The 26,072-nt window shown below is 40.5% G+C and carries 21 protein-coding genes; 11 read left to right on the forward strand and 10 right to left on the reverse strand.

The features are described 5' to 3' along the window. Positions 1-59: 59 nt before the first annotated feature. The 4 genes from ACQKFG_RS25385 to nagA form a co-directional block, all read right to left on the reverse strand. Positions 60-782 (reverse strand): SIS domain-containing protein, encoded by a 723-nt coding sequence (locus ACQKFG_RS25385; RefSeq protein ID WP_192207499.1) that lies wholly within the window; start codon positions 780-782, stop codon positions 60-62. 63 nt (positions 783-845) lie between these two features. After that, a complete protein-coding gene (locus tag ACQKFG_RS25390) occupies positions 846-1,568 on the reverse strand; it encodes a GntR family transcriptional regulator (RefSeq protein ID WP_098372142.1) in 723 nt (240 codons plus the stop codon). Between the two features lie 15 nt (positions 1,569-1,583). Then, complete coding sequence (gene nagB / locus ACQKFG_RS25395) at positions 1,584-2,318, reverse strand: glucosamine-6-phosphate deaminase (RefSeq protein WP_192207500.1); 735 nt, start codon at positions 2,316-2,318, stop codon at positions 1,584-1,586. Next, positions 2,315-3,496 (reverse strand): N-acetylglucosamine-6-phosphate deacetylase, encoded by a 1,182-nt coding sequence (gene nagA, locus ACQKFG_RS25400; protein ID WP_427563842.1) that lies wholly within the window; start codon positions 3,494-3,496, stop codon positions 2,315-2,317. Before nagA ends, nagB begins: the two co-directional genes overlap by 4 nt. 311 nt (positions 3,497-3,807) lie before the next feature. On the opposite strand from nagA, the gene nagE reads away from it, so the two are divergent. Continuing rightward, the gene (gene nagE, locus ACQKFG_RS25405) at positions 3,808-5,718 is read left to right on the forward strand and encodes an N-acetylglucosamine-specific PTS transporter subunit IIBC (protein ID WP_427563844.1); all 1,911 of its coding nucleotides are present in this window, start codon (positions 3,808-3,810) and stop codon (positions 5,716-5,718) included. Positions 5,719-6,302: 584 nt separating this feature from the next. Here nagE and ACQKFG_RS25410 read toward each other — a convergent pair. Continuing rightward, complete coding sequence (locus ACQKFG_RS25410) at positions 6,303-8,036, reverse strand: AAA family ATPase (RefSeq protein WP_192207503.1); 1,734 nt, start codon at positions 8,034-8,036, stop codon at positions 6,303-6,305. Positions 8,037-8,285: 249 nt separating this feature from the next. Here ACQKFG_RS25410 and def point away from each other — a divergent pair, with 249 nt between their 5' ends. Further along, a complete protein-coding gene (def, locus tag ACQKFG_RS25415) occupies positions 8,286-8,864 on the forward strand; it encodes a peptide deformylase (protein WP_048688779.1) in 579 nt (192 codons plus the stop codon). 41 nt (positions 8,865-8,905) lie between these two features. On the opposite strand, the gene ACQKFG_RS25420 is transcribed toward def, so the two are convergent. Next, positions 8,906-9,607 (reverse strand): SGNH/GDSL hydrolase family protein, encoded by a 702-nt coding sequence (locus ACQKFG_RS25420; RefSeq protein WP_192207504.1) that lies wholly within the window; start codon positions 9,605-9,607, stop codon positions 8,906-8,908. Between the two features lie 131 nt (positions 9,608-9,738). Beyond that, entirely contained in the window at positions 9,739-11,253 is a 1,515-nt protein-coding gene (locus tag ACQKFG_RS25425; protein ID WP_192207505.1) for an MDR family MFS transporter, read from the reverse strand. A gap of 129 nt (positions 11,254-11,382) precedes the next feature. Here ACQKFG_RS25425 and ACQKFG_RS25430 point away from each other — a divergent pair, with 129 nt between their 5' ends. The 4 genes from ACQKFG_RS25430 to ACQKFG_RS25445 all read left to right on the forward strand — a co-directional run bounded on the left by ACQKFG_RS25430 (position 11,383) and on the right by ACQKFG_RS25445 (position 16,016). Beyond that, positions 11,383-11,862, forward strand: a complete 480-nt coding sequence (locus tag ACQKFG_RS25430) for a MarR family transcriptional regulator (RefSeq protein ID WP_192207506.1) — start codon at positions 11,383-11,385, stop codon at positions 11,860-11,862. A gap of 180 nt (positions 11,863-12,042) precedes the next feature. Next, the gene (gene efeO, locus ACQKFG_RS25435) at positions 12,043-12,888 is read left to right on the forward strand and encodes an iron uptake system protein EfeO (protein WP_192207507.1); all 846 of its coding nucleotides are present in this window, start codon (positions 12,043-12,045) and stop codon (positions 12,886-12,888) included. Next, positions 12,889-14,175, forward strand: a complete 1,287-nt coding sequence (gene efeB, locus ACQKFG_RS25440) for an iron uptake transporter deferrochelatase/peroxidase subunit (RefSeq protein ID WP_427563849.1) — start codon at positions 12,889-12,891, stop codon at positions 14,173-14,175. A gap of 86 nt (positions 14,176-14,261) precedes the next feature. Then, positions 14,262-16,016: an FTR1 family iron permease gene (locus tag ACQKFG_RS25445; protein WP_427563851.1), complete on the forward strand. Its 1,755-nt coding sequence runs from the start codon at positions 14,262-14,264 to the stop codon at positions 16,014-16,016. A 43-nt stretch (positions 16,017-16,059) separates the two neighbouring features. Here the strand turns inward: ACQKFG_RS25445 and ACQKFG_RS25450 are convergent, their stop codons facing one another. Beyond that, the gene (locus ACQKFG_RS25450; RefSeq protein WP_349730351.1) at positions 16,060-16,485 is read right to left on the reverse strand and encodes a DUF4395 domain-containing protein; all 426 of its coding nucleotides are present in this window, start codon (positions 16,483-16,485) and stop codon (positions 16,060-16,062) included. A 483-nt stretch (positions 16,486-16,968) separates the two neighbouring features. Here ACQKFG_RS25450 and ACQKFG_RS25455 point away from each other — a divergent pair, with 483 nt between their 5' ends. From ACQKFG_RS25455 to ACQKFG_RS25475, 5 genes are all read left to right on the forward strand, one after another. Then, on the forward strand, positions 16,969-17,400 hold the full coding sequence (locus tag ACQKFG_RS25455; RefSeq protein WP_228467645.1) for a MerR family transcriptional regulator: 432 nt from the start codon (positions 16,969-16,971) through the stop codon (positions 17,398-17,400). 198 nt (positions 17,401-17,598) lie between these two features. Next, positions 17,599-18,897, forward strand: a complete 1,299-nt coding sequence (locus ACQKFG_RS25460) for a hemolysin family protein (RefSeq protein WP_192208119.1) — start codon at positions 17,599-17,601, stop codon at positions 18,895-18,897. A gap of 326 nt (positions 18,898-19,223) precedes the next feature. After that, complete coding sequence (locus tag ACQKFG_RS25465) at positions 19,224-22,022, forward strand: response regulator (protein WP_427563853.1); 2,799 nt, start codon at positions 19,224-19,226, stop codon at positions 22,020-22,022. A 32-nt stretch (positions 22,023-22,054) separates the two neighbouring features. Continuing rightward, positions 22,055-22,888, forward strand: a complete 834-nt coding sequence (locus ACQKFG_RS25470; protein ID WP_192207512.1) for a CheR family methyltransferase — start codon at positions 22,055-22,057, stop codon at positions 22,886-22,888. 281 nt (positions 22,889-23,169) lie between these two features. Beyond that, positions 23,170-24,312, forward strand: a complete 1,143-nt coding sequence (locus ACQKFG_RS25475) for a PP2C family protein-serine/threonine phosphatase (protein WP_427563855.1) — start codon at positions 23,170-23,172, stop codon at positions 24,310-24,312. A gap of 113 nt (positions 24,313-24,425) precedes the next feature. Here the strand turns inward: ACQKFG_RS25475 and ACQKFG_RS25480 are convergent, their stop codons facing one another. Together ACQKFG_RS25480 and ACQKFG_RS25485 are read right to left on the reverse strand one after the other, a co-directional pair. Continuing rightward, positions 24,426-24,596 carry a CsbD family protein gene (locus ACQKFG_RS25480; RefSeq protein WP_349730348.1) on the reverse strand — a complete coding sequence of 57 codons (171 nt, stop codon included), beginning with the start codon at positions 24,594-24,596 and terminating at the stop codon, positions 24,426-24,428. 80 nt (positions 24,597-24,676) lie between these two features. Beyond that, complete coding sequence (locus ACQKFG_RS25485; protein WP_349730347.1) at positions 24,677-25,435, reverse strand: alpha/beta hydrolase; 759 nt, start codon at positions 25,433-25,435, stop codon at positions 24,677-24,679. Between the last annotated feature and the right edge of the window lie 637 nt (positions 25,436-26,072).

A 26,072-nucleotide genomic window follows, 5' to 3' on the forward strand; every position in this document is an offset into this window, starting at 1 on the left:
TATATGACTGCTTCACGATGAACATAAAAGCTTATGTATTCCTTTTTGGCTATATCGGTTCATAATTGGGCGATTCTTGTTTTATATTTCGCGATGATCTTTTGATTATGTTCATCTGCCCCTTCGATATTACTGCTAAGGAATACGGGAGGGGTCTCCCCTGTTTCAATAATCGTTTGGATGACTTGCGTGAAAATCATATTGAGGAGAACAGCCCCGATCACGGTCGATCCAGAACCAAAAGATATATTATTTGATTTCAGTAATGTGTCACCTTTGGCAATATGGTTGTCTATGACCAAATCAACGACATCGTGGAGATAATGCTTCTGTTTATGCCGTGAAGGACAACTTTTTGCATACTCCGGTGATGTTAGTCCGATGACGAAGGCCCCTTTTTCTTTAGCGATAGTGGCGACATCTATGGGAACGGGATTTACGCCGGATGATGAAATGACGATACAGACATCACCAGGACGGATATCCTCATCATGCATGAATTTCTCTGATAGGTCATTTTGCCGTTCAAGTTGGGATGACCTTGAAGCTCCCTTAAAAAGCATCAAGTCTTCAACGAAAATAGGACGAATCGCGGCTAACCCACCTGCCCGGTAGAATACCTCTTCGGTCAAAATATGAGAGTGCCCGCTTCCGAATAGATGGATGATTCCATCCGACATCACCGCTTTTGAGATATGGTCCACGGCTTCCCTAATTGACTGCTGTTCCTGTTCTCCCACAATTGTGAGTAAAGCCTGCACTTCTTCAAAGTATGAATTCATATTTGTGACACCCTCCGATTACCTTTGGCAATTAAAAGACTTTAGTGATGAAAATATTCAATTTTATCTGCTTATAGTGATAGTGAACTTATACCTGTCCGCACGATATGCCGATTTAACATATTCGAGGGGAGTTCCATCCATTAAGAACGTATGCCTTTGAATGAATAATATGGGTGAGTGCTTTGGAATCGCTAAATGGGTGACTTCTAATTCAGAAGCAATCGACGATTCCAACGTTTGTGTAGCATAGTCTATTTTAAGTTTAACGTAATTCTCTACATATTGGTAAAGAGAGAGGTTAATGATCTCTTCCGTTAACCCTTTAATTAAATTGGCAGACATGTATACGGTCTCGAGGGCCATTGGAACATCATCAGCCAAACGAATGCGTTTTATTTCATAAACAGGAGCATAAAGCGAAATGTGCAATTCACTGGCAATCTTTTTATCAGCCGGAATGATTTCAAAGCTCAGCAGCTTACTGCTTGGATTTAATCCCCTGGCTTTCATGTCCTCGGTGAAGCTGGTCAACCCATTGAGCTGCTGCTCCAGTTTCTTATCGGCGACAAAGGTTCCCCTTCCTTTTTGACGGTATAAGTATCCGTCATTCACCAAATTATTTATGGCTTGCCGGACGGTCATCCGGCTAATTTCGAATTGCTCGGCATATTCACGTTCTGATGGAAGGGCATTATGCGCTTGGAACTCACCGTTTTCTATTTGTCTTTTTATTTGTTCTTCGATTTGAAAATAAATCGGAAGAGGTGAGTTTTTATCAATCATCGACTTTCGCTCCTTTTAGGGTATTATCACTCCGGATAATGCTTTTTGGTCTGCGATAATTGTAACACTATCATGTTTTTTTAGGATAGATGCAGGGAAGTCCTCGGAAATGTCACCGTGTATCAATTTCTTCAAGGTTTCGGCTTTTTCTTCACCAGATATCAGCAGCAGGATTTCCTTGCTTTTCATGATTGTTGAAATGCCCATCGTAACGGCATGTGTAGGAACTTCGTCTATGGAATCGAAATAACGTGCATTCGCTTGGCGCGTTGAATCTTCAAGTGTCACGACATGTGTACCCGATGTGAATGAAGTTCCAGGTTCATTAAAACCAATATGGCCATTTTGCCCAATACCAAGTATCTGAAGATCGATCCCTCCCACGGAATCAATCATTTCGTCATACCGTTTACATTCCCCGTTAGTATCATCAGCCGTACCATTTGGCAGGTGAGTACGCTCTTTATTTATATTGATATGAGTGAATAAGGAGTCATTCATATAATAATGGTAACTGTTTGGATCATTTGGTTTTAAGCCGACATACTCATCAAGATTAAAAGATGTTACATTTTCATAGGAAGTATGATTATTCACATGATCTTCAATCAAATTATCATACATTCCTTTTGGGGTGCCGCCTGTAGCAAGGCCCAATTTGATATTTGGATTTCCTTTGACTTTTCCGATCACTATTTCTGCAGCTGTCCGGCTCATTTCCATGTAGTCCTGCACTTGTATGATATTCATTCTACATTCTCCTTTTTAAAAGCTAAATTTCCTCTGCAGAACGTCATTTCAACGTCCAAGCGGTCATTCAATATTACAAAATCGGCGTCTTTTCCGACCTGGATGCTTCCTTTTCTGTCAAAAATCCGAAGCTGTTTGGCAGGGTTTTCTGCCGTCATTTTTATAATGTCAGTCATGGAACAATCGGTATATTCCAATGTGTTCTTGATGGCATCGTTCATTTTCAATATACTGCCGGCTAGTGTACCGTCTGAAAGCGTTGCTTTCGTTTCGTTCACATACACAGGCTGACCTCCTAAATCATAGGTTCCCTTTTCAAGCCATTTCGCACGAAGCGAATCCGTTATCAAGATCATGCGTTCACTGGTAATTTGGTTATACGCCAGCTTCACCATTTCCGGCCTGCAGTGAATGCCGTCAGCAATAAGTTCAACATATAGCTCGTCTCGAAGATAAGCAGCTCCCAAAACACCAGGTTCGCGGTGATGGAGTCCCCGCATCCCATTATAAAGATGTGTAACGTGGGTGGTACCTGCCTGGATTGCTTCATCTATTTGGTCATATGTTGCATCTGAATGTCCAATGGAGGCGACGACGCCAGTTCCCCTTAAGTGGGCGGCTAGATCTAATCCATTTGGTTGTTCAGGAGCAAGCGTTACAAGCTTGATTTGATTTTCGGCCAGTTCCTGCCACTTTTTAAATAGAGTGACATCAGGATCAATGATATAATCCTCAGGCTGCGCTCCTTTACGGGCCGGTGAAATGAAAGGACCTTCTAAATGGATCCCAACTATTTCAGCGTGTTCTTCAGTTTGATTTTCGATATATTTACCAGCATTAAGAAGGGCAGATTCAATGGCTTCGGTAGATTGAGTCATTGTAGTGGCCAGAAAGCTTGTGGTTCCTTCTTTGGGAAGAGTCCCTGCCATTGTGGATAATGCTTCATATGTGGCATCCATTGCATCGGAATTGGATGCCCCGTGAATATGAATGTCGATGGCACCGGGAATTACCTGATAATCCGGTGAAAGAGTAATTACTTTGGCATCATCGTCCTGTTTATATTGGCTGACTGGACCAACCTCGGCAATTTTTCCCTCCACGACTTTAATATACCCATTTTTGTATGTTTCTTTTTCGCCATGAACTATTAGATTATTAATAATGAATGTTTTCATACATAATCTCCTTTATGAAAGTAAAACTTAATGAATGAGTCATGAAATGGTCTCATATATTTTGCCCTCATTTTATCGTTTTTATTAAAAGTTGTCTAGACCAGTTGAGAAGTATAAGGAATAAAAAAGATATTATTGCTTTATTTACAAAGAATATAGTATATTTTCAAGTAAATTGGTATAGACATCTATATATTTTCTGTGCTAGTATAATCCAAAGAAAAGTTATTATATTGATAAAATGAAAACGCTTTATACTTCTCATTCAACAGAATCAATAGAAGAAGTTAGGAACAAGGGAGATGAGTTCGATGTTGAATTTTTTACAAAAGATTGGTAAAGCTCTTATGCTGCCAATTGCTGTTTTGCCAGCAGCAGCTATATTGCTTCGCTTAGGTCAGCCAGATTTACTTGATATTGCATTTATGGCGGCCGCGGGAAAAGCGATTTTTGATAATCTTGCCTTACTATTCGCTTTAGGTATTGCAATAGGATTATCTAAAGACGGTAGCGGTGCCGCGGCATTAGCTGGTCTTGTTGGTTACTTTGTTTTAACGAATGGAACACAAGCAATTAATAAAGATATCGATATGGCTGTTTTAGGCGGTATTATATCGGGTATAGTTGCAGCTCTTCTATATAATAGATACTCCGACATAAGACTCCCTGAATGGCTTGGATTCTTTTCAGGGAAAAGGTTCGTCCCAATCATCACTTCGCTGGCGATGATTATACTTGCGGGAATATTCGGTTTTGTCTGGCCGCCAATTCAAGATGTAATCAATAGTGTTGGAGACTGGATTACAGGTGCAGGGGCATTGGGTGCCGGCGTATTTGGCGTATTGAATCGCTTATTGCTTCCAGTAGGATTGCATCATGTCCTGAATAGTATGGTTTGGTTTGTTTTTGGTGAATACAATGGAGCGACAGGTGATATAAATCGTTTCTTCGCAGGGGACCCGACAGCTGGGCCCTTCATGACCGGCTTTTTCCCAATCATGATGTTCGGACTTCCAGCAGCAGCATTAGCGATGATTGCAGCTGCTAAGAAGGAGAAACGTAAACTGGTAACAGGGATGCTTGTTGGGTTAGCTTTCACTTCTTTTCTTACAGGAATCACTGAACCTATTGAATTTCTATTCATGTTCATCGCACCGGTGTTATATGTAATACATGCCCTTTTAACCGGTGTCTCTATGGCACTCGCTGTTATGTTGGATATCCATCATGGTTTTGGATTCTCCGCAGGGGCCATTGATTATTTCTTGAACTTCGGCATTGCGCAAAAACCGCTATGGTTAATACCAATTGGATTGGTATACGCAGCAGTTTACTTCGTGATTTTCTATTTTGTCATCAAGATCATGGATTTAAAAACACCTGGCCGTGAAGACGATGAGGAAGTTGTGGAAGAAGAAACTATTGTGAAAACAGGGGATAAATATACCGATATGGGATCGCTTTTCATTCAAGATCTTGGCGGTAAAGAGAATATAATGCTAATTGATAACTGTGCAACGCGCTTGCGTTTACAAGTGGCCGATTCAGAAAATGTGAATGAAGCAGCCTTAAAAAGGCATGGTGCGCGCGGTGTCATGAAGTTGAATAAATCGAGTGTGCAAGTTATTGTTGGAACGAATGTCGAATTCGTTGCAAATGCAATGAAACAACTTGTCAAGAATGGCGTCGACCCAAGCAAAGTGAAAACAAGTCCAGCTGCACAAGTGGCAGCGGATAAAATGGAAGAAAACCAAGCTTTGGGTGCAAATGACTTTGTCCTTCCAATTGAAGGAACCGTTTTACCGATCGAACAGGTTCCCGATCAAGTGTTTGCCATGAAAATGATGGGGGATGGCTTTGCTATCGAACCTGTCAACGGAAAACTAGTATCCCCAATTGATGGGGAAGTTCTAAGTATTTTCCCGACAAATCATGCACTCGGATTGAAAATGGATAATGGTCTGGAAATCCTGATCCATGTTGGGTTGGATACAGTTAAACTAAATGGCGAAGGGTTTACATCTCTTGTGCAGGAAGGTCAAAGAATAACAAAAGGAACACCTCTTTTGGAAATTGATTTAGATTTCATAAAACGGAATGCACCATCAACGGTCACTCCTATTATATTCACTAACTTACCTGAAGGAACGGCAGTGAAGTTGCAAAAGTCAGGGATCCAGAAACAAAATACACCAGATATCATCCGGTTGGAAAAACTATAAAACGTGTCAAAAAAGGGGTGTCGACTTGTCGGCGCCTTTTTTTAATTGGATGAAACGGCTTCTCTGTATACTTCTTACTGTGATAAATTGTCTTAACCAAAACAAACGGGTGTCCCATTGGCAGGATCTATCATGACCCTTGCGTGAATACGAAAGACTTCTTCCAAACGGCAGGTGTAATTATTTCGCCTGGGGTACCTATTTTAATGTTTCTTCCTTCATTCTGAACGATATTATGATTTCACTCTGCCTGTTGTGGTCAGTGAGTTACCTGTAAGAACAGACGGAAGTCCATGGCCTTCGCATCGAGGAGCGGAAAACTTTCTGAAATTCATATCTGCCAAGGGGATTGTATTTGAGCTGCCATCGAATATTTGATTTTGATTAGGAAAGGGAGTGTCAAGGTGGTCAAGAGGAGGAAAAACCGTAAAAGATCATATCGCGTTGACTAGTATGAGGAATATCCATCTGGTTAATTCATTTCTTTGTCCTGCGGCCATATATGATAAAAAAAGAGCCTGTTCGATTGGAAACAGGCTCTAAAAATTATATTAGGTACTTATAAGACTCAACGAAAAAGAGTCTTAAGCATTCGAGCATATGCCGGTTATTTCTGAAGCATCAACGATACGCTGAACCTCTGATCCTTCAAGTGTCTCTTTTTTCAATAACTCTTCAACGAGCTCTTCATATTGTAAGCGATTCGAGTCAATCAACATTTCCGTTTCAGAAATCGCCTTCGTGAATAATTCCTGCATCTTTTGCTCCTTCTCACCTTTATTAAAGGTGAGGGTAAATCCATCTTGAAGCATTCCGGTATCGACCATTTGTTCAAGCAGATGCTTCGCCTGTTGTACATCTCCGCCTACACCGATGCTATGTTCTCCTAAATACATTCTTTCCGCCACGCCACCTGCTAAGATCATTTTGACTTGATCAAGCAATTCACTGGCTGTTGCCAGATGGAGTTCTTTTGGTATTGGCGCTACATATCCAAGGGCTTCCCCACGCGGAATGATGGTCGCCTTTCGAACGGAACCGGGCTTTGTCAAAGCGGCAATCAGGGCATGTCCACTTTCATGAATGGCCACGCGCCGCTTCGTATCCGCATCATTCAAGGTACGTGATGTCGCTCCAAGTATCGTACGGTCAATGGCGTAATCAAGGTCCTGCTTACGAATCATGTCCTGTTCATTCCTCAGGGCATGACGTGAGGCAGTATCGAACAGGGAGCTTAAGTCAGCGCCGGAGAAACCGGATGTACTTTCAGCCAACTCATCCAGGGAAGCCAGGACATCTGTCGCTAGACGCTTTCCCTTCGTATGGATATCGATGATTTCCTTTCTTCCTTTTGTATCTGGAAGTGGAACTTGGAAAGAAAAATCGATCCTGCCCGGACGTAGAAATGCCTCATCGAGCATATCTTTCCGGTTGGTCGCTGCAATGAATAAAATACCTTCATTTGGATGGCCTCCATCCAATTGCACAAGCAGTTCAGTTAACGTTTTTTCGCCTTCTTCCCCGCCATGAGCTTTCCTTTTACCAGCCAACGCGTCCACTTCATCGATGAAAATAACGGCTGGCGATTGCTTACGTGCATTTTGGAAAAGGCTGCGGACACGGGCTGCACCGACACCAACAAACATTTCGTTGAAGGCTGAACCGCTCGTTGAGAAGAAGTTTGCACCAAGCTCTTTTGCAATTGCCTGTGCAAGCAGTGTTTTCCCCGTTCCAGGGGGGCCATATAATAAAATGCCTTGAGGCGGCTTAATTCCAATTTTAGCTGAACGTTCAGGTTCCTTCAGTGTAGTGAGTGTCTGTAGGATTTCCTGTTTGATTTCGGATTGCAAACCGCCTACATCATCCAAAGTTATCTCTGGCAGGGGTTTTGGGGTGGAAAGGCTTTGTTTTTTACTGCCGATCCGCAATCCGTTCTTTGATTTTTTCTGTATTATGACACCGGTTGTGACGAGAGCCGCCATTAATCCGCCTAAAATCCATAATGCAGATTTATTAGTTGATGAAAAAGAATATTGAACGTTATAAGTTTCGACAAGTTTATTGATCATTTGACTGTTGGGAGGAATATTGGAAACATATTCTCCATCTGGCGTGGAGATGTGAAGAGTGCCATTTCTTTTTTCTTCAATGGTGACAAGGGCTCCATTTTGGGCTTTAATCGTCTTTTCTACCGAAGAAAAGGGAATGACCATATCCTTTGACTGAGTAACAACATACCAACTGACTCCAGCGATTATCACAATGAGAGCCGTAAGGAACGGCAGCAATTTCGAAACTAATTTAGAGTTCGAGTTCAATTTTTCATCTCCTTTAAGAGTATATATCCAGTATAAAATTTTTAAACATGTAATCTATAGGTCTTTGTACCTTAAAATAAAGGTAAATAATGTGAAATGCAAGAAATAATATCTATTATGGAAGTTTAATGAGTCCGGAATTTTGAAATATTTAATCTAACCAGCATATTAGACTTTTTAAAAGCGAAATGCTAAAGTGAAAGGGTCTAAGTCATGAAAAAATAAAATGGTAGAAGAGTGTGAAGTTCTATGAGTAAATTTATAAAAGACTATATGATTACGATGAAGGATATCGTTAGAGAAGGGGATCCCATTCTGCGTCAGGTAACGGATGAAGTTAGCCTGCCGATTTCGGATGAAGATCGTGAAACGTTGGAATGCATGATGCAATACCTGAAAAATAGTCAGGATCCAAAACTCCAAAAGAAGTTCAACCTGCGTGAAGGAGTTGGGTTGTCTGCAAATCAGATAGGCTTGAATAAACGCATGTTCGTCATGTATTTTCCCGACGAAAAGGGGAAGCTGTTTGAATATGCCCTTGTGAATCCGAAAATCATCAGTCATTCGGCCACAATGATCTATTTACCGCAAAGTGAAGGCTGCCTTTCTGTCGACCGTGATATTAAAGGATATGTACCGCGTTATGAACGGGTTAAAATTAAAGCGTTGGATGGTAATGGCGAGGAAATAGAGATGCGGCTGAAGGGCTTTGCTGCAATCGTTTTTCAACATGAGTTAGATCATTTAAACGGGATGATGTTTTATGACCGGATCAACACCGAAAACCCTTTCAAGCTTCCGGAAAATGTGGAAGTGAAAAGTCTGTAAGGCCAAAAAAAGGCAAAGCGCCATGCTTTGCCTTTTTTTCGTTATGGCTGAGGAAGAATATCTTCTTCCATATGCTTTTGCAAATCACTGAATATGGCCATGCTCATTTGCTGGTATCCTTCTGAAGTGAGGTGGATGCCATCATCACTAATCAAGCGCCCTAAGTCGCCGGAGGATTTAATATAGGAACGGACATCAATCAAAGGCACCTTCAGTTCCTCTGCAAGGTGTTTCAATTGGCGATTATACATCCCATGCCAATGTTCAATACCACCGACATGGGAAACGAAATGCCCGATCGAATGACCGAACTTATCGGCAATGGATCTGTAATACCTGGCAGGGTCAAGTGGCGGGAGAGTTAAAAGGAATGGTTTTACATGCTTGCCCTGAATCTGCTTGACAAGTTGTGTGATATTATCCAGGTAGCGTTCGATTGGAACGATGGGCTCATGGTCACCTTCTGGATTCTTGGCTACTTCATCCCAATGGAAGTTACAGTCGTTTCCACCGACCTCGATTAATACGATATCGGGATTTTCCGACATGACGTCCTTCTCGATTCGGCTAACCAACAGGTCGGAGTTGTCATTGAAAACCCCTTTATTCAAGACTTCCACGAATGGCAAAGATTCTGTTAGCTTAGCTAAAGAGTTCGGATAATTTTCTTTAATGATGCGAAGGCGCCCCTTAACATAAGAAATGCCTCTTGTTAAACTGTCACCAAAACATACGATTTTCAAACTTCTCACCTCGGTACGTAAATGTGTTACTTATATTTTAGTTGTGGAATGATTTTTCGGCAATCTTCACCTCCCATTAATAGAAGGGAGATGAAAATAACAAAAAGCGCTGCAAGTGCAGCGCTTTTTGTTTATTGTATTGATTCCTTTTTTGAAGCTGTTTCCACTCTTGTTTTTCCCATGAAGAACACAGTGATTGCAGCAAGACCGATCGGAATGAGGGCCAAGGTGAAGATCAATGAAATCGAATCGGACATTGCATGAACGATTTTATCCAGGATAAAGTCCGGAATCTCGGCACGTGCATCCGATTGGAAGAGCTGCCGTGGGTCATCCATCAATCCGGCTGTATCCGGACCTCCTTGCATTCCTTTAAACGCATCCGTCATTTTACTTTGGAATACATTGGTCTGAATCGCTCCATAAATCGTTACACCGAGTGTCATCCCAAATGAACGGAGGAATGAGTTTGTGGAGTTGGCCGACCCCCTGAATCTAGGTTCCAAGTTGTGAATGGACGCAATAGGCAAAAGGGAGAAGGAAAAGCCCATGCCAAATCCAGTCAGAATCATGTACAAAGTTAATAAAGTCCTGCTGGTATCAGGGGTGATGGTCCCTAATAGAAGCATTCCTGCAAAATAACAGATGACGGAAATCGTCATTAAGTTGCGAAAGCTTGTTTTTGTATTGAATATCCCGCCAACTGCACTGCCGAATACTGAACCAAGCATCATGGGAGTGAGGATCAATCCTGCATTTGTTGCGGAACCGCCGTAGACTGCCTGGACGAAAATCGGGATATAGACGGTTAAAATAATGAATGTGCCGCCATAAAGAATGGCTAAAATCTGAGAAGTGGCAAATAATCGCCTTTTAAACAGCCATAATGAAATGATTGGATCTTTTGCTCTTTTTTCGAAAAAGAAAAATGAAACGAAGAAAACCACGAAACTGGCAAACAGACCTATGATAGGAGAGGAACTCCAGCCATACTCCCCGCCCAGTTCGAGAGCGAACATTAAGCTGATAACGGCAATGACGAGAGTTGCTGCGCCACCCCAGTCAATTTTTTGTTCTTGTGTGTTGGGTGACTCCTTGTAATAATTCCAGATGAAAAATAAAGAAATGACACCAATCGGAACATTGACGTAGAAAATCCAGTGCCAGCTGGAGTATTCAGTAATATAAGCACCTAAAAGCGGTCCCAATACACTTGAAGCCCCAAATACAGCGCCGAAAAGGCCAGTTAATTTCCCGCGTTTTTCAGGTGGGAAAATATCAAAAATGATCGTAAAGGCTATAGGCATCAAAGCGCCTCCGCCTATCCCCTGGATTGCACGGAAGATACTTAACTGCACGATGCTCTGAGCCATGCCGCATAATGCGGAACCGACCAAAAAGACTATAAGTCCAAAAATAAAAAACCGCTTTCTTCCATACATGTCGGAAAGCTTACCGAAAATCGGCATACTTGCCATCGTGGCGACCATATAGGCAGATGTCACCCATACAAACTTATCGAACCCGCCTAAATCAGAAACGATCGTTCCCATTGCAGTCGCAACAATCGTATTATCCATTGCTGACATCAAGATACCCAAAAGTAAACCGGCAACAATGAATTTTTGTTTTTTTTGAACGTTCATTTATTTTCCTCCTTCATATCAACCAGCTAATGAATTTCCTTTACATGGTTGAAGGGTAAACGTTAAGATGAAACAAAACATTTATCTTGAAAATCAAGATAAATTTAAGTGTAAAAGGGGTGGCATTTTATGTCAAGCGATAATGGGGTGAATGCAGCTCTGTTAGAGAGTTTAACACAAAGATTGCAGCGGTATGGTATGAGGTCCGTTTTATTTCAACAAAACATGGCCCAGAAAATAGGGGTATCCCATACGGACTTAAAGAGTGCTGAAATATTGAATGAAACAGGACCGATTACAGCCGGTGAATTATCCAAAATTACAGGATTGAGTACGGGATCGGTTACGGCACTGATCAATCGCCTTGAGAAATCCGGTTATGTTAAAAGAGAACGAGATCAATTGGATGGAAGAAGGGTCATGATTGTGCCGATACCGGAAAGACAGGAACAGATTAAATTGCACTATCAATCGCTTTCTGTGGCCACCAAGGAGTTATGCTCCGCTTATAATGAGCAAGAGCTAATATTGATCAATGAATTTGTTGTGGATATCACGAAAATCATGGACAAAGAAAATGACAAGTTAATGAGTGAGCGTGAAAGGTAGCTGATTTATAGGCTGCCTTTTTTATTTTTAGCCAGCTGGTGGCTTATCATCCGAAAGGAAAAGGAATAAGTTTTTGGAAGAGAATGCATAATGTCATGTTTCCATTAAAATATATATTGATAATGAATTTCATTATCTGCTAATATGAATCTACAAACCATTTCAAAGGGAGAATACAATATGAAGAAAGCAAAAGCGTCATTAGCAGTCTTACTATCAACCAGTCTATTATTTGGCTGTGCGCAGGAAAAGGAAGGAACTAAACCGGCTGACGATAAGGCCAAAGAAGTGAGTGCGAGTAAGCTTGATGGTGTATCTAGCGAGTACCGGGAATATGCCATTGGTGAAATAGAAGAGTTCGTAAACGCAACGGAAGAATTCACTACGGCCGTATCTGCCGGTGATATTGAAAAGGCGAAGGAATTATACGCACCAGCACGGATGCATTATGAGAGAGCGGAACCCATCGCTGAAGTTTTTGGCGATCTTGATCCCAAAATCGATGCGCGTAAAGGGGATGTCAAAGATGAAGAATGGGGCGGTTACCATAAGATTGAAATGGGATTATGGGAAGAAAATACAACGAAAGGATACGAAAAGTATGCAGAGCAATTAATGAGTGATGTTAATTTGCTTCGTGCTAAAGTTGAAACGGTTGAGGTGACACCCGATTTGTTGATCACGGGTGCGGTGGATTTATTGAATGAAGTTTCCACGAGTAAAGTGACAGGAGAAGAGGACCGATACTCCCATACCGATTTATATGATTTTGTGGCAAATGTTGAAGGTGCAGAGAAGATCTATGAACTGCTTACTCCAGCTTTAAAAGAAAAGGATGCGCAGCTTGCTGCGGAAATCCAAAAACGTTTTGACGATGTGTACGGCTTGCTTGAAAAGCATAAGGAAGGGAATGGCTACATCTCATATACGGATTTAAAGGAATCTGAAGTCAAAGAGCTAAGTCAAGCAATTGATGCATTAGCTGAACCACTTTCGCAAATAGGGATTGTAACGGAGGAATCTTAATTGAAAGAACATACACCGAAAGATGAAACCGGACTTTTTACAAAAAAGGTGAGTCGTCGAAATATGTTGAAAACGGCAGGAGTCGGTGGAATCGGAGTCGTGATAGGGGCATCCGGTTTTGGCGGGCTGCTGACACTTTCTGAACAAAAGGCGAAGGGACAAACTAAGGATATTGTTCCTTTTTATGGAGCGCACCAAGCTGGTATCACCACTGAAGCGCAAGATAACCTTTACTTCGCATCATTGGAAGTAACCACGGATAAAAGGTCAGACTTAATTCAGTTATTTAAGGATTGGACAGAGGCTGCGGCTCAGATGTCAGCAGGGAATTTGATTGGTGATACATCACTTAATACGAATATGCCCCCAAAGGATACGGGGGAAGCGAAAGAATTATCACCATCCAATTTAACGATCACTTTTGGCGTGGGTCCGACCCTTTTTTCGAAGGATGGCAAAGATCGATTTGGTTTGAAATCAAAAAGACCTGCTGAATTAAAGGACCTGCCCCAATTCCCTTTAGATGCTTTAGAAGAAGAATGGAGCGGTGGGGATATTTGTATTCAAGCATGTGCAGATGATCTTCAAGTGGCTTTCCATGCCGTCCGGAACTTAGTGAGGATCGGCAGGGGGAAAGCGATCATTCATTGGGCACAAACAGGATTTCAACGTACAAAGCAAGCCGATTCACAGAAAACGACACCGCGGAACTTATTCGGGTTTAAGGATGGGACTGTCAATCCGGATACGAATGATAATAATGAAATGAATGAGCATGTTTGGGTGAAGGGTGAGGACGGTCCTGACTGGCTTGTTGGAGGCAGTTATATGGTGGTGCGCCGAATCCAGATGTACATTGAAGTTTGGGACCGGACTATATTGAAAGAACAAGAAAATACGTTTGGCCGTCATCGCGACAGCGGAGCCCCACTAGGAATGAAGCATGAGTTCGATACCGTGGATCTCGAAGCTAAAGACCCAAATGGAAATCGGGTCATTCCAGAAAATTCGCATATGAGTCTTTCCAGGGGGGACGGAAAAGCAAAGATATTGCGGCGTCCCTATTCATATGCAGATGGAATGGATCCTAAAACGGGGAGCTTCAATGCCGGCTTGTTATTCATTTGTTTTCAGCGAAACCCAAGTAAACAATTCATACCCATACAAGAACGACTGGCGAAAAGTGATAAGCTCAACGAATATATCGTTCACAGGGGCAGTGCCATGTTCGCTTGTTTACCAGGTGTGAAAAAGGGTGGCTATATCGGGGATTCCCTTTTTGGATAAATATAATTTCAAATGAGGACGTGAAAATCGCCAGCATGGATATTATCCAGTTGGCGATTTTAGTTCATGAATAAGGAGGGACCACTATGACGGTTTCTAGATGGAAGAGTGGGATATTGGTTTTAGTCGTCAGTCTTTTATTTCTTTCGACTGATATAAAGATGGTTTCGGCGGGTGAAAACCATGATCAGCTTTTTGTTTATATTGGCGATAGTTTAATGAAGGTAAAATCCGGCGACCTTGAGGGAGTATCGAAGAATATCGATCTATTCGAGCAAGATTGGAAAACGATAAAAACGGACAGCGAGAGTGCGAGGAAAGTCGACGAGAAGCTATCCGCTGTAAAAAGTGCTGTGAGCGACCAAGCCTCCACAGGTGAAATCAAAAAGCGATTATCGGCATTATCAAGTACTCTTGTTATTTATGATACAAACGAAAACCCTGTGGACAAGACGGACTATAAAGAACGGTTACAAGCGATACTTCCATTAATAGATAAGTTGGAGGCTTTGATAACTGAAGGTGACATTGATCAAGCCAAAGTTCAATATAACAATCTCCTGAATCAATGGACCGATGCAGAGGTCATTGTCAGGGAGAAAAGTGTTGCTACATATGGTGAGTTTGAAACGAAAATGGCCTTTGTGCGGATAGCGATTACCCAAGACCCACCTGATCCGGAAAAGGCTCAAAAAAATTTAACTGAATTGAAGGGTCTAATCGAGGATTTCCTTGCTGGTAAAGTTGAAGTGGGAAGCCAGAAAAACACCTATTCACTTGGGGATGTAACAGAACTTTTACAAGGAAGTGCAACGGATATCGAAAAGGATGACATCGATTCTGCCGTTGATAAGCTAAATGAAATCTTAACAATTTGGCCCAATGTAGAAGGGGAGGTTTCCACAAGGGACAGCAAGCTTTACAGCGATATGGAAACGAAAATTCCGACCGCAATCAGCCTATTGCAATCGAAAAAGGTAAAGGCGGATGAAGCAAAGGGAATCGTATCCGATTTAAACACAAGGTTACTCTCTTTAATTGAGGATACGGGTTATACAACCTGGGATGCAGCTCTGATCCTTTTACGGGAAGGGTTGGAAGCACTCTTGATTGTAGCTACATTACTGTCTTTCCTAAAGAAAATCGGGCAAGCGGACAAACAAAAATGGATTTGGACAGGGGTTGCTGCGGGTTTAGTTGCCAGTTCCATATTGGCGGTCATAATCAATATCGTTTTCTCTCAGATCACGGCTGCTTCAAACCGGGAATATATTGAGGGAATCACTGGTATTATGGCAGTATTGATGATGTTGACAATTGGTCTTTGGCTTCATAGTAAATCGAATGTCCATGCATGGAACCAGTATATCGGCAAGCAAATGAACCAGGCCATTGCGACGGGGAGCATCATCTCATTCGCTTTAATCAGTTTTCTATCCATATTCCGTGAAGGTGCCGAGACGATTATCTTTTATGCTGGAATGGCTCCTTATATGGAATTAAAGCAGCTGCTGAGCGGGATTTTCCTTGCCTTCCTCATTTTAGTGATGATCGGTTTCATCATGCTGCGATACAGTGTGAAATTACCGATGACCCTATTCTTTAAAGTGGCAACGATACTCATATATGCCTTGGCTTTCAAGATTCTTGGAGTCTCTATCCACTCACTTCAGGTTTCTCAAGTGATACAGACAAATACGATCAGCTCTTTCCCATTTGTAGAAACGATAGGTCTTTATCCAACAATGGAAACGCTGGTACCGCAAGGTGTATTATTATTGCTGATTGCATTGGCCACCATTTGGGTCAAAAAGAGTAATTCGACACGTGCAACCGAATAATAAAATGGGACTGACGAATGTCAGTCCCATTTTATTTGTGGTATTAACGAATAGATCGGCGATAGGAATAATGCTTCCATTGATAAAGGATAAAGCAGCCGATGCAGAATCCAAGAATGGCCATGAGAGAAGCCATTCCAACCATCAAGGTGAATATATAACCGGTAGCATTCCACCCCAGCAAGAAAGAAGTGAATCCAAGTCCTAAGCAAACGACTGCTATGGCTTGGTTGAATCGTTGCTGTGAATGATCTTCAGGAATATAATCGGAGGGTTTCTTTTTCAGAAAGAGCTTGGCCAGACGCATCACTGGATTGAAATCAAAGAGCATACCCAAAAGTCCTGCTGTTAAAGGAATCACTAATATCCACATTTGTCCCGTTAATAAGGCCGTGGCTACGCTTAACAAAATGACCCATTGATTCGTTCGTACTAAGGGACGGGGAATGGAACGGATTTCATTCGTCATAATAATACCAACTTTCCTTATGAGTTTTATAATATTTTATCTTTATTATAATCACTTGTGAAGTGGAAAGCTAATAAAATAAAGACAAAGCCTACCTTATTTATAATTATTTTAATTTAGTATTGATTATCATTATAAAAGTAGTATAATAAATAACAAGCAATTAAAGTGAGGAGGACAGTATAAATGGTAGCAAAAGTTTGTGAAACATGCGGAACAACAATAAAAAGGCTAAAGCATTCTTCCCTATGCCAATGCGGTCCTAAGATATTGAACAATCAATTCTCAGTTAAAACAAAAAAATAAATCTGTGGATTAAATGATAAAATTAAACCGATTATTCAATTAATCGGTTTTTGTTTTTCCATTGAAGGGTAAAAAGAGGGTAATAAATATTTTTCATTTCAAATAAAATAATGTACGATTGAATAGAGTAAAACGTCATGGAGGAAATGACATGCTTTCAGTTTGTCAAACCATCACGTGACGGTTAGGAGGGGTTATGTTGGGAACGAGACTTTAAAAATTGGCGAGTTGGCGGAAATGGCGAACGTTACGAAACGAACCGTAGATTATTATACGAACCTAGGCTTGCTTAAAGCAGAACGTTCCGCCTCTAATTACCGTTATTATTCAGTCGGTGAACTTGAAAGGCTCCGCCGTATCGAAGGATACAAAAGAGAAAACCTTTCATTGGAAGAAATTAAAGAACTACTTAAAAAGGAAATGGAAGCCGCATCAGCAATTGAGGAAAAAGGTCTTCAACTCAAGAATAAAATGGATGGCCTGAACGAGGAACTTCAAGAATTCATCACCTTGATTGAAAAGGATGGAAAAAGTGAGCTTCTTCTAAAAAAACAGGTATCCAGTGAAAGCATGGCCTTGATCCAATCATTACTATTGTTGCTGGTATGATTAAAATTTATCTCTATAGTTTTATGCACGAAGGTGCATATTAACGAATATAGGCTAAATGGTTTTGGTTCATGTTATAAGGAAAAAAAACATTTTGAAACGAAAATAACCATTTATACAGGAGGTGCTTGGGATTAAGCCGTACATGTCTAATCCAAAGGTCAGAAGGATTGGCACTATATGGCGAACCCGCACATATTGGAGATTTTTATAAAGTTATTAGCAGTAGCTGTATTAATAGCATTAACCGCTTTTTTCGTAGCATCGGAATTTGCAATCGTTAAAGTCAGAAGTTCCCGAATCAATCAATTAATTGAAGAAGGGCATAGAAATGCCCTCGCAGCCAAGAAAGTGACAACGCATATCGATGAGTACTTATCTGCCTGTCAATTGGGGATTACAGTAACCGCCTTAGGTTTGGGGGTGTTGGGTGAACCGACGGTGGAGGCGATCTTAAAACCATTGTTCACTAAATGGGGATTAGAGGAATCCATAAGTCACATCATCTCGTTCCTGATCGCTTTCGGTTCCGTAACATTCCTTCATGTTGTAGTCGGTGAACTGGCACCAAAAACGGTTGCAATTCAAAAGGCTGAAGAGGTAACCTTGCTTTTTGCAAAGCCGTTAATTCTCTTTTACCGCATTTTATACCCATTCATTTGGTTACTGAATGGTTCTGCTCGTCTTCTGACAGGCATTTTCGGATTAAAGCCAGCATCTGAGTCAGAAATGGCCCATTCCGAAGAAGAGCTGCGCATCATTTTATCGGAAAGCTATAAAAGCGGTGAGATCAACCAATCGGAATACAAATATGTAAATCAGATATTTGAATTTGATGAGCGTATCGCCAATGAAATCATGGTTCCGCGTACGGAAATGACCGTTATCGAAAAAGGCATGCCATTATTGGAAGTTGTTGAACTTATTCAAGAAGAACAATACACAAGATATCCGGTCATAGACGGTGATAAAGATAATGTTGTGGGAATGGTCAATATCAAGCGACTTTATACAGCGACGATTACAGAAGATAATGTAACAGCTTTGACGGTGGATTCCTTTGTGACACCCATCATCCGTGTTCTTGAAACGATCGCCATTCATGATTTGCTGCTGAAAATGCAGAAGGAACGGATCCATATGGCAGTTTTGACTGATGAATATGGCGGAACGGCCGGTCTTGTAACGGTTGAAGACATTCTTGAAGAAATCGTCGGGGAAATCCGTGATGAATTTGACCAGGATGAACGTCCGCTCATTCAAAAGATTGATGAAGGGCATTATGTATTCGACGCTAAAACATTAGTTGAAGATGTCAATGATACCTTGGCGATCGATTTGCCGGAGGAAGATATCGATACATTGGGAGGATGGTTCCTGACAGGCAGATTTGAGATTGCAATCGGGGATAAAATCGAATACGCCGGATATGAATTTACTGTAAAGGAAATGGACGGCCACCATGTTTTATATGTTGAAGTGAAGAAGATTAAATAAATAGGATCACAATAAAAGCCGAAAGTGGAAACTTTCGGCTTTTATTAATGCTCATTGGTTCGAACAATGACCATCATAACAATGGTTAAAGCAGACTGTTGCGTAATTGGAAAATAAATTCCATAAAAAAATACACTGTAGGTAACCATTTTAGCTTGGAAAATGTTAAAATTGACTTTGAGCAATGAATCTATCTATATATATCATTTTAAAGTTTCAATATAAAAAAGTTCTTCAAAAGTAGTACTGATGATAGTATTAAGATTTATTTTGCAAAGCCGTTTATTTTTGGCTGATATAAATAAGTATCGAAGGTGGGCGGGAAAATGGGTTTTAAGAAGAAGCAAATGTTGGGATTTGGTTTAATCTTACTTTTCTTGGCTATTTTACTTTCTTTCATGATGGTTACGCTTAACAATTTAAAGAGCAGCATGACTGAAATAGTTGAAAATCGCTATGAAAAAGTTCAAGATTCGATGGAAATCCGTCAGCTTTTTTCCAGGTCGGACCGTGAAATCCTGTTTGCAGCTAATGATGCAAACAAAGTAGAAAGAGCAGAGAGCCTCGAAATCATCAATGAGAATCATAGTTTGATTGAATCAAAAATTGCTGGGTTATCAGGTACGTTAAATAAGACGAAAGCAAAGCAATTACTGAAAGAGTTCGAGACTCAATATGCTTCTTACTCCATAACGGAATCTGAGATCATCCAAAAGATAAAGTCGGGAAACTCATCGGATTTAACAAGCCTGATGGTTGATCAAAGGGAAAAACGTACGAAAGTCATCAGTACGATGGACGAATTTAAAGATTACCAAGAAGGCGTCATGAAAGATACATTAAGTAATTCGAAACAAACCTATGAAGATATGATCGGTTTTGTGATTTTTGCGGTTATCCTCAGCATTTTGGTTATTTCCGTAACGGTTGTTTGGATGATTCGCAGTACTTCGAAGGATTTGCAATCGATTACGAATGTCATCAAAAATATCGATTTCAAAAATTTATCGGTCATACCAAGAATTCCGGTTCGAACTACTGATGAAATTAGTGATATAGCGAGATCGTTCAATGATATGGCGGAATCTCTTGAAGACTATAATCGAAAAGAGAAAGATTTCACTGAAAAGATCAGTGAACAGAACTGGATCCAGACCCGTGTGGCGGATATAGCTACCATGTATCAGCGCATTGTTGATGTGGAGGTTCTGGCTGACCGGTTCATTACAAGACTTGCACCGATGATGGGGGCTTCAATTGGAGCTTTTTACGTCAAACGGGGTGAGGGTGTTGATATGCGTTTTGTGAAGCTTGCCAGCTTTGCTGGAGATGGCGAAGATTCAGGCAGACGTGAATTCCGTCTTGGCGAAGGGCTGATCGGACAATGCGCCCTTGAAAAGAAATCCAAAGTCATTGACGATATTCCTGAAGATTTTCAATTGGTTACGACAGGATTAGGGGAAGTCAACCCTAAAAGCATTGTCATTGCGCCAGTCGTTTTTGAGGATGAAGTTGTGGCGATGGTGGAACTGGCGAGTTTGGAAACTTTTACGAAGTTGCAAAAATCTTTCCTTAACCAGGTTCTTGATACTTTAGGCATCACGATTAATAATGTAGAAGGCCGGATGGAAATAGAGCGTTTATTGAAAGAATCACAAGCACAGACCGAAGAGTTACAGGCTCAATCGGAAGAATTGCAGTCACAATCAGAGGAAATGCAAGCCCAATCGGAGGAACTGCAAACACAGGCTGAAGAGCTGAGAATGATCAATGAACAATTAGAAGAGAGAAATCGTGAAACTGAAGAGAAATCTAAAGAGCTTCAAGTTGCAAAACAAAATCTTGAAAAACAGGCAGAAGAATTAAAGTTAAGTTCAAAATACAAATCGGAGTTCATGGCAAATATGTCCCATGAATTGCGGACACCGCTCAATAGTATTCTGATTTTATCTGAAATGCTTTCAGATCCAAATGATAGTAAATTAAATGAAGAGCAACAGGAATTCGCTCGTGTCATTAATTCATCGGGCCAAGACTTATTAATGTTGATCAATGACATTTTGGATTTATCAAAAGTTGAAGTCGGAAAACTTGAAGTGGTCTTTGACGAAATGAATTTGAGTGAACTTCCTGAGTTATTGCACCGTAACTTCGATCATGTAGCGAAGAAAAAGAACATTGACTTTATAATAGAAAAAAGTAAAAACGTTCCGGATATCTTCTTTACGGATGAACAGCGCTTCCAGCAAATTTTGAAAAACCTGTTATCCAATGCATTTAAATTCACGGAAAAAGGTTCTGTGTCTGTCCAAATCCAAAAAGCTGATGAAGAAAATGTAGCACAATGGATACAGACAAAAGGGGCTAGCAATTGGGTTGAAATTAAGGTGACGGATACGGGCATCGGAATATCAAAAGAGAAGCAAAAACTTATCTTTGAAGCGTTCCAGCAAGGTGACGGAGCTACGATGAGAAAATATGGCGGTACAGGCCTAGGGCTATCTATTTGCCGTGAATTTGCCAAACTTCTGGGAGGCTGGGTCATTGTAGATAGTGAAGAAGGGCAAGGCAGTACCTTTACTTTCTTTATTCCAAGTATGCCAGAGGGCTTCAAAAATGTCGGCGAAGCAATAGCTGCTGCTCCGGAAGTGGCAGCAGCTAGCCACGATGATTCTACCGCGGCCTTTGGCGGTCAAGGAGAATCGGATGTAGTTATAATGGATGAAGAAGATCGGAATAAGGTCAAACCATTCTGCAATAAAACAGTACTGGTCGTTGATGATGATCACCGTAATATATTTGCTCTGAAAAATGCGCTGAAGCATGAGGGGATGGAAATCCTTACAGCTGAAAACGGCTACGAATGTTTGGAACTCCTTGAAAAAGGAAACGATATAGATGTTATATTGATGGATATCATGATGCCGGGCATGGACGGTTACGAAACGATGACCAGAATTCGCGAGCAAAGTAAGTTCGAGGAACTTCCAATCATCGCGCTAACTGCGAAAGCGATGAAAGGCGATAGGGAAAAATGCCTGAAGGCTGGCGCTTCCGATTATGTCAGCAAGCCGTTGAAACTGGATCAGTTGCTATCCGTCCTAAGAGTATGGCTGACTAATTGATTGATAGTACGTACGGGTAAGGAAGGTTTTGCATGAAGGATACTTTAACGATTGAAGAAAGAGAAGATTTGGAAATTGAATTATTGTTAGAGGCCATTTACACCGTTTCTGGCTTTGACTTTCGCAAATATATGCGTTCTTCAATAAAAAGAAGAGTTGAAAATAGAATGAGACTGGACCATATTCGCAGGATTAGCGGAATGATAGAGATGGTTTTATATGAAAAAGGGTATGTCGAGAAGCTTTTGGGAGATTTTTCGATAAATGTCACTGAAATGTTTCGCGATCCGGAATTTTTTAAAGCCTTTCGTTTAAATATTGTACCGCTCCTGAAAAAACTTCCTGAAATCAGAATTTGGCATGCGGGTTGTTCGACCGGTGAAGAAGCCTTTTCTATGGCGATCATCCTCAAGGAAGAAGGGCTTTATGATAAGGCGAGGATTTATGCCACTGATATGAATGAAGAAGTCCTCCGTCATGCGGAAAAAGGGATATTACCTTTAAATAGAATGCAGTCTTATACGAAAAACTACTTGCAAGCTGGGGGAAACCAGGAATTTTCGGAGTATTATACAACCGATTATCAAAATGCTTATCTTGATTCGGGTCTCCTTAAAAACATTGTGTTTTTCCAGCACAATTTAGTTACTGATGGTTCGTTCAATGAGTTTCATATCATCATGTGCCGGAATGTGATGATTTACTTTACCGGTGAATTACAGACCTATGTTAATCAGTTGTTTTATGACAGTCTTTGTAAAGACGGTTTTCTTGCGGTTGGCAGCAAGGAAACACTGCATACATCATCCTTTTCGGAAGATTATGAGGACTTTGACTCAAAGGAACGAATTTATCGGAAATTGTAAAAAGAAAGAGTCCGCATATAAGCGGACTCTTTCTTTTTAATTCAGTGCATTATTTTTTACTTTTTTTTTGCATATCTATGTTTAAGGTATCGGAAGAAGGGGTATATATATTGAGTTGGTCTCCATGTAAAATCGCTAGCGTGGTTTATCATTATTAAATGAGGCTGAACTTCGTTATAATATAATTGAAAACTTCCTTTTTAAGGAGTTTTAGTAAAGTACAGATCAATAAAAAAAGATAAATGTTGCCGCTCGATATAAGCCAAAAGGGGAATGAAAGAATGACGATTTTAATCGTAGATGATAACCAGGTTAACCTTTTCGTTATAGAGAAAATTCTAAAACGAGCTGGCTATACGGATTTTCTATCATTAACTTCAGCTGTTGAGATGTTTGAATATTTACAGGTGGATAGTCCGCAACCTAAAGAGACTTCAGTTGATATCATTCTGCTTGATATCATGATGCCGGAGATCGATGGGATAGAGGCGTGCAGGAGACTTCAAAGTATTCCTCACCTTAGAGATATACCCGTGATTTTTGTGACCGCCCTTGAAGATTCAAACAAGGTGGCCGAGGCACTTGATGTTGGTGGAATTGATTATATAATGAAGCCTATCAATAAAATAGATTTACTTGCGAGGATTCGCGTAGGGTTAAGACTTAAATATGAAAAAGATTGGCATAAAATGCAGGATGAAAAAATCCGCAATGAATTGGATCTTTCCATGCAGGTTCAAAGCAGCTTATTAAGTGAACCCATTATAAATGACCACTTAACTATAAGGGCATCATACTTACCTGCGAATAAATTAGCAGGGGATATGTACTATTGGCACCGCATCGATGAAAATCGGTATGGGATCATCCTGTTGGATATGATGGGGCACGGCATATCCGCCTCACTTGTGTGCATGTTCATTTCCTCCGTATTGAGGGATGCCATAAGGACACATACAGATCCAGTGGCAGTAATAAACGAAATGAATCGCTGGATGAGTACCCTTAATAAAGAAGATAGTCAAGTGCATTATTATTTTACCGCGATTTATATGATCATTGATACAGAGCAAAAGACAGTGGAATATGTGAATGCCGGACATCCTCCGGGATTTGCTTTAATGGACGATGGAAAAGTGGCCTCACTTTCAAAAGGGACATGTCCTGTTGGGTTCTTCACCGAAATGAAAATAGAGAAATCCGTCATTCATTATGAAGAGAAGATTCAGCTTATGCTATTTACGGATGGAGTCATGGAAGCAATAGATCGAGAAGGAACGGAAGGACTTGACCAAATAAAAGAAGCGGTCTCGACAAGATGGTTTGATTGTAAAGAATCTCCCCCTATTGATTTTTTGATGTCCCCGGAAATGCAGCAAGATCAACCTGATGATATGTGTGTTGTTGTTATACAAGCGAATTGAAGAATGAAGAGGCGGCAGATTATCTGCCGCCTCTTCTCTATAAAAGGGGGTCACTCTTATATGAAATGAGAATGTTCGTTAAGAGAGTGGATTCTCTATTCGGTTATTTGCAATTAACGGTCATTTTTAAATTTACTAATGCCATCTTGGAGATTGCCTTTTAATTTATCAACTTTACCTTCTGCTTGTAAGTGAGGATCATTTTTCGCGTTTCCGACTTGGTCTTTCGTTTCACCTTTAACTTTATTTACAGTACTTTTTACTTTGTCCGATAAACCGCTCATTATGTTACCTCCTTTTTCTTTATATACTATATATACCCATGTAGTGTAAGGGTAAACCTGATTTTTATGGAGTAAGGAGTTTAAGAGGCGATTATTGCCCTTTTGCTTAACCTCTGGATGAACTGATATGACCGATCAATGATATGATCTTTGTCATGATCCAACGAGGCCACATGATATGAGTTTTCAAGGGGAGCCATCTCCTTATCACCGGACATGACAGTATCGTAAATCTGATAGGAACACGAGTCTGGTACAACGTGATCTTCTGGAGAATGGAAGATGAGTATCGGGCACGAAACGTCTACTAGTTTTTGACTGGTATGTTCCATTATATCGAGCAATTGATTAATAGCTTTTGCCGGAACTTGGTCATATGTGATTTCTTTAGTTGTACCGTCTTTTATGTCAGGCTTGCCTTCAGGAATGAAGCGCGGAACCGATTGGTTACGATATTTTTCATATTCAGGAACTTGGAGAGCGGCATTGATGGTAAGAATTCCATCACAAGCAACTTTTGTAGCTAAATCGAGAACAAGGGCGCCTCCCATTGATTGTCCGATGGCAAATACATGGGTGCAGGTTCGTTTTAATTTTGCATAAGCCATTTCAACATCCTGTATCCATTCCTGATAATGACTCGTTTCCATTTCATATTCATACGTTCCGTGGCCCGCTAGTCGGGGAGCGAAGACAGTAAAACCTTTGGCGGCGAATTTTTCACCTAAATACCTTACGCTTTGTGGCGTTCCGTTAAAACCATGGCAAATAAGAATGCCGATAGAATTGCCGGGTAAGAAAAAAGATTCTGCACCTGGTATTACCATTGCTGCTGTCATATTCCCATCTCCTTTAAATTAGCTAAGTTTTATTGATAGAATGGTTATAAATAAAATTAACTATTCCGATTATTTTACTTGGTTATATAATAGCATAATGAAAATTGTGAAGTCAACTTGGTTATAATCCGATTTCATTATCATTAAGTAGCATTAAAAAAGGATATAAGATACTTATTAGGTCCATTCCATATATCGTTGCCAACCTTTCTACTATATAAGTATTGCCTTGTAATTGTTGATAAACTGAAGAAGCCAATAACCGGTGAAAGATATAAATAAAAGAAATGGGAAAAAGGCGTTGACATTAATGTGAAATGGGATTAATATAAATAAGCACCAACTAAGAGAAACGAAAAACTTCATCACTTTCGGCAGATTGCTGAAAGAAATAACTATTGACTTCTTACTATAAAAATGATAAGATGAAATGGTCGCTGAAAAACACAGCGATTTAAAATAAGTTAAAAACTTCGCAGAAGTTGACAACTAATCAATAATGTGTTATGATGAATAAACAGCCGTTCGAAAGAACGATTGTGAAATTGCTCTTTGAAAACTGAACAAAACAAAGCGCCAACGTTAAATTTTAAGTGAGCACACACTATTAAAAAAGCAAATGAGCAAGTCAAACATT

The organism is Peribacillus sp. NPDC076916 (assembly GCF_050269675.1).
Taxonomy (GTDB): Bacteria; Bacillota; Bacilli; order Bacillales; family DSM-1321; genus Peribacillus; species Peribacillus aracenensis.

Coding starts and splice junctions, on each gene's coding strand:
- ACQKFG_RS25385 (WP_192207499.1), bottom strand. CDS start 782: ATGAATTCATACTTTGAAGAAGTGCAGGCTTTACTCACAATTGTGGGA.
- ACQKFG_RS25390 (WP_098372142.1), bottom strand. CDS start 1,568: ATGATTGATAAAAACTCACCTCTTCCGATTTATTTTCAAATCGAAGAA.
- nagB (WP_192207500.1), bottom strand. CDS start 2,318: ATGAATATCATACAAGTGCAGGACTACATGGAAATGAGCCGGACAGCT.
- nagA (WP_427563842.1), bottom strand. CDS start 3,496: ATGAAAACATTCATTATTAATAATCTAATAGTTCATGGCGAAAAAGAA.
- nagE (WP_427563844.1), top strand. CDS start 3,808: ATGTTGAATTTTTTACAAAAGATTGGTAAAGCTCTTATGCTGCCAATT.
- def (WP_048688779.1), top strand. CDS start 8,286: ATGAGTAAATTTATAAAAGACTATATGATTACGATGAAGGATATCGTT.
- ACQKFG_RS25425 (WP_192207505.1), bottom strand. CDS start 11,253: ATGAACGTTCAAAAAAAACAAAAATTCATTGTTGCCGGTTTACTTTTG.
- ACQKFG_RS25430 (WP_192207506.1), top strand. CDS start 11,383: ATGTCAAGCGATAATGGGGTGAATGCAGCTCTGTTAGAGAGTTTAACA.
- efeO (WP_192207507.1), top strand. CDS start 12,043: ATGAAGAAAGCAAAAGCGTCATTAGCAGTCTTACTATCAACCAGTCTA.
- ACQKFG_RS25445 (WP_427563851.1), top strand. CDS start 14,262: ATGACGGTTTCTAGATGGAAGAGTGGGATATTGGTTTTAGTCGTCAGT.
- ACQKFG_RS25450 (WP_349730351.1), bottom strand. CDS start 16,485: ATGACGAATGAAATCCGTTCCATTCCCCGTCCCTTAGTACGAACGAAT.
- ACQKFG_RS25465 (WP_427563853.1), top strand. CDS start 19,224: ATGGGTTTTAAGAAGAAGCAAATGTTGGGATTTGGTTTAATCTTACTT.
- ACQKFG_RS25470 (WP_192207512.1), top strand. CDS start 22,055: ATGAAGGATACTTTAACGATTGAAGAAAGAGAAGATTTGGAAATTGAA.
- ACQKFG_RS25475 (WP_427563855.1), top strand. CDS start 23,170: ATGACGATTTTAATCGTAGATGATAACCAGGTTAACCTTTTCGTTATA.
- ACQKFG_RS25480 (WP_349730348.1), bottom strand. CDS start 24,596: ATGAGCGGTTTATCGGACAAAGTAAAAAGTACTGTAAATAAAGTTAAA.
- ACQKFG_RS25485 (WP_349730347.1), bottom strand. CDS start 25,435: ATGACAGCAGCAATGGTAATACCAGGTGCAGAATCTTTTTTCTTACCC.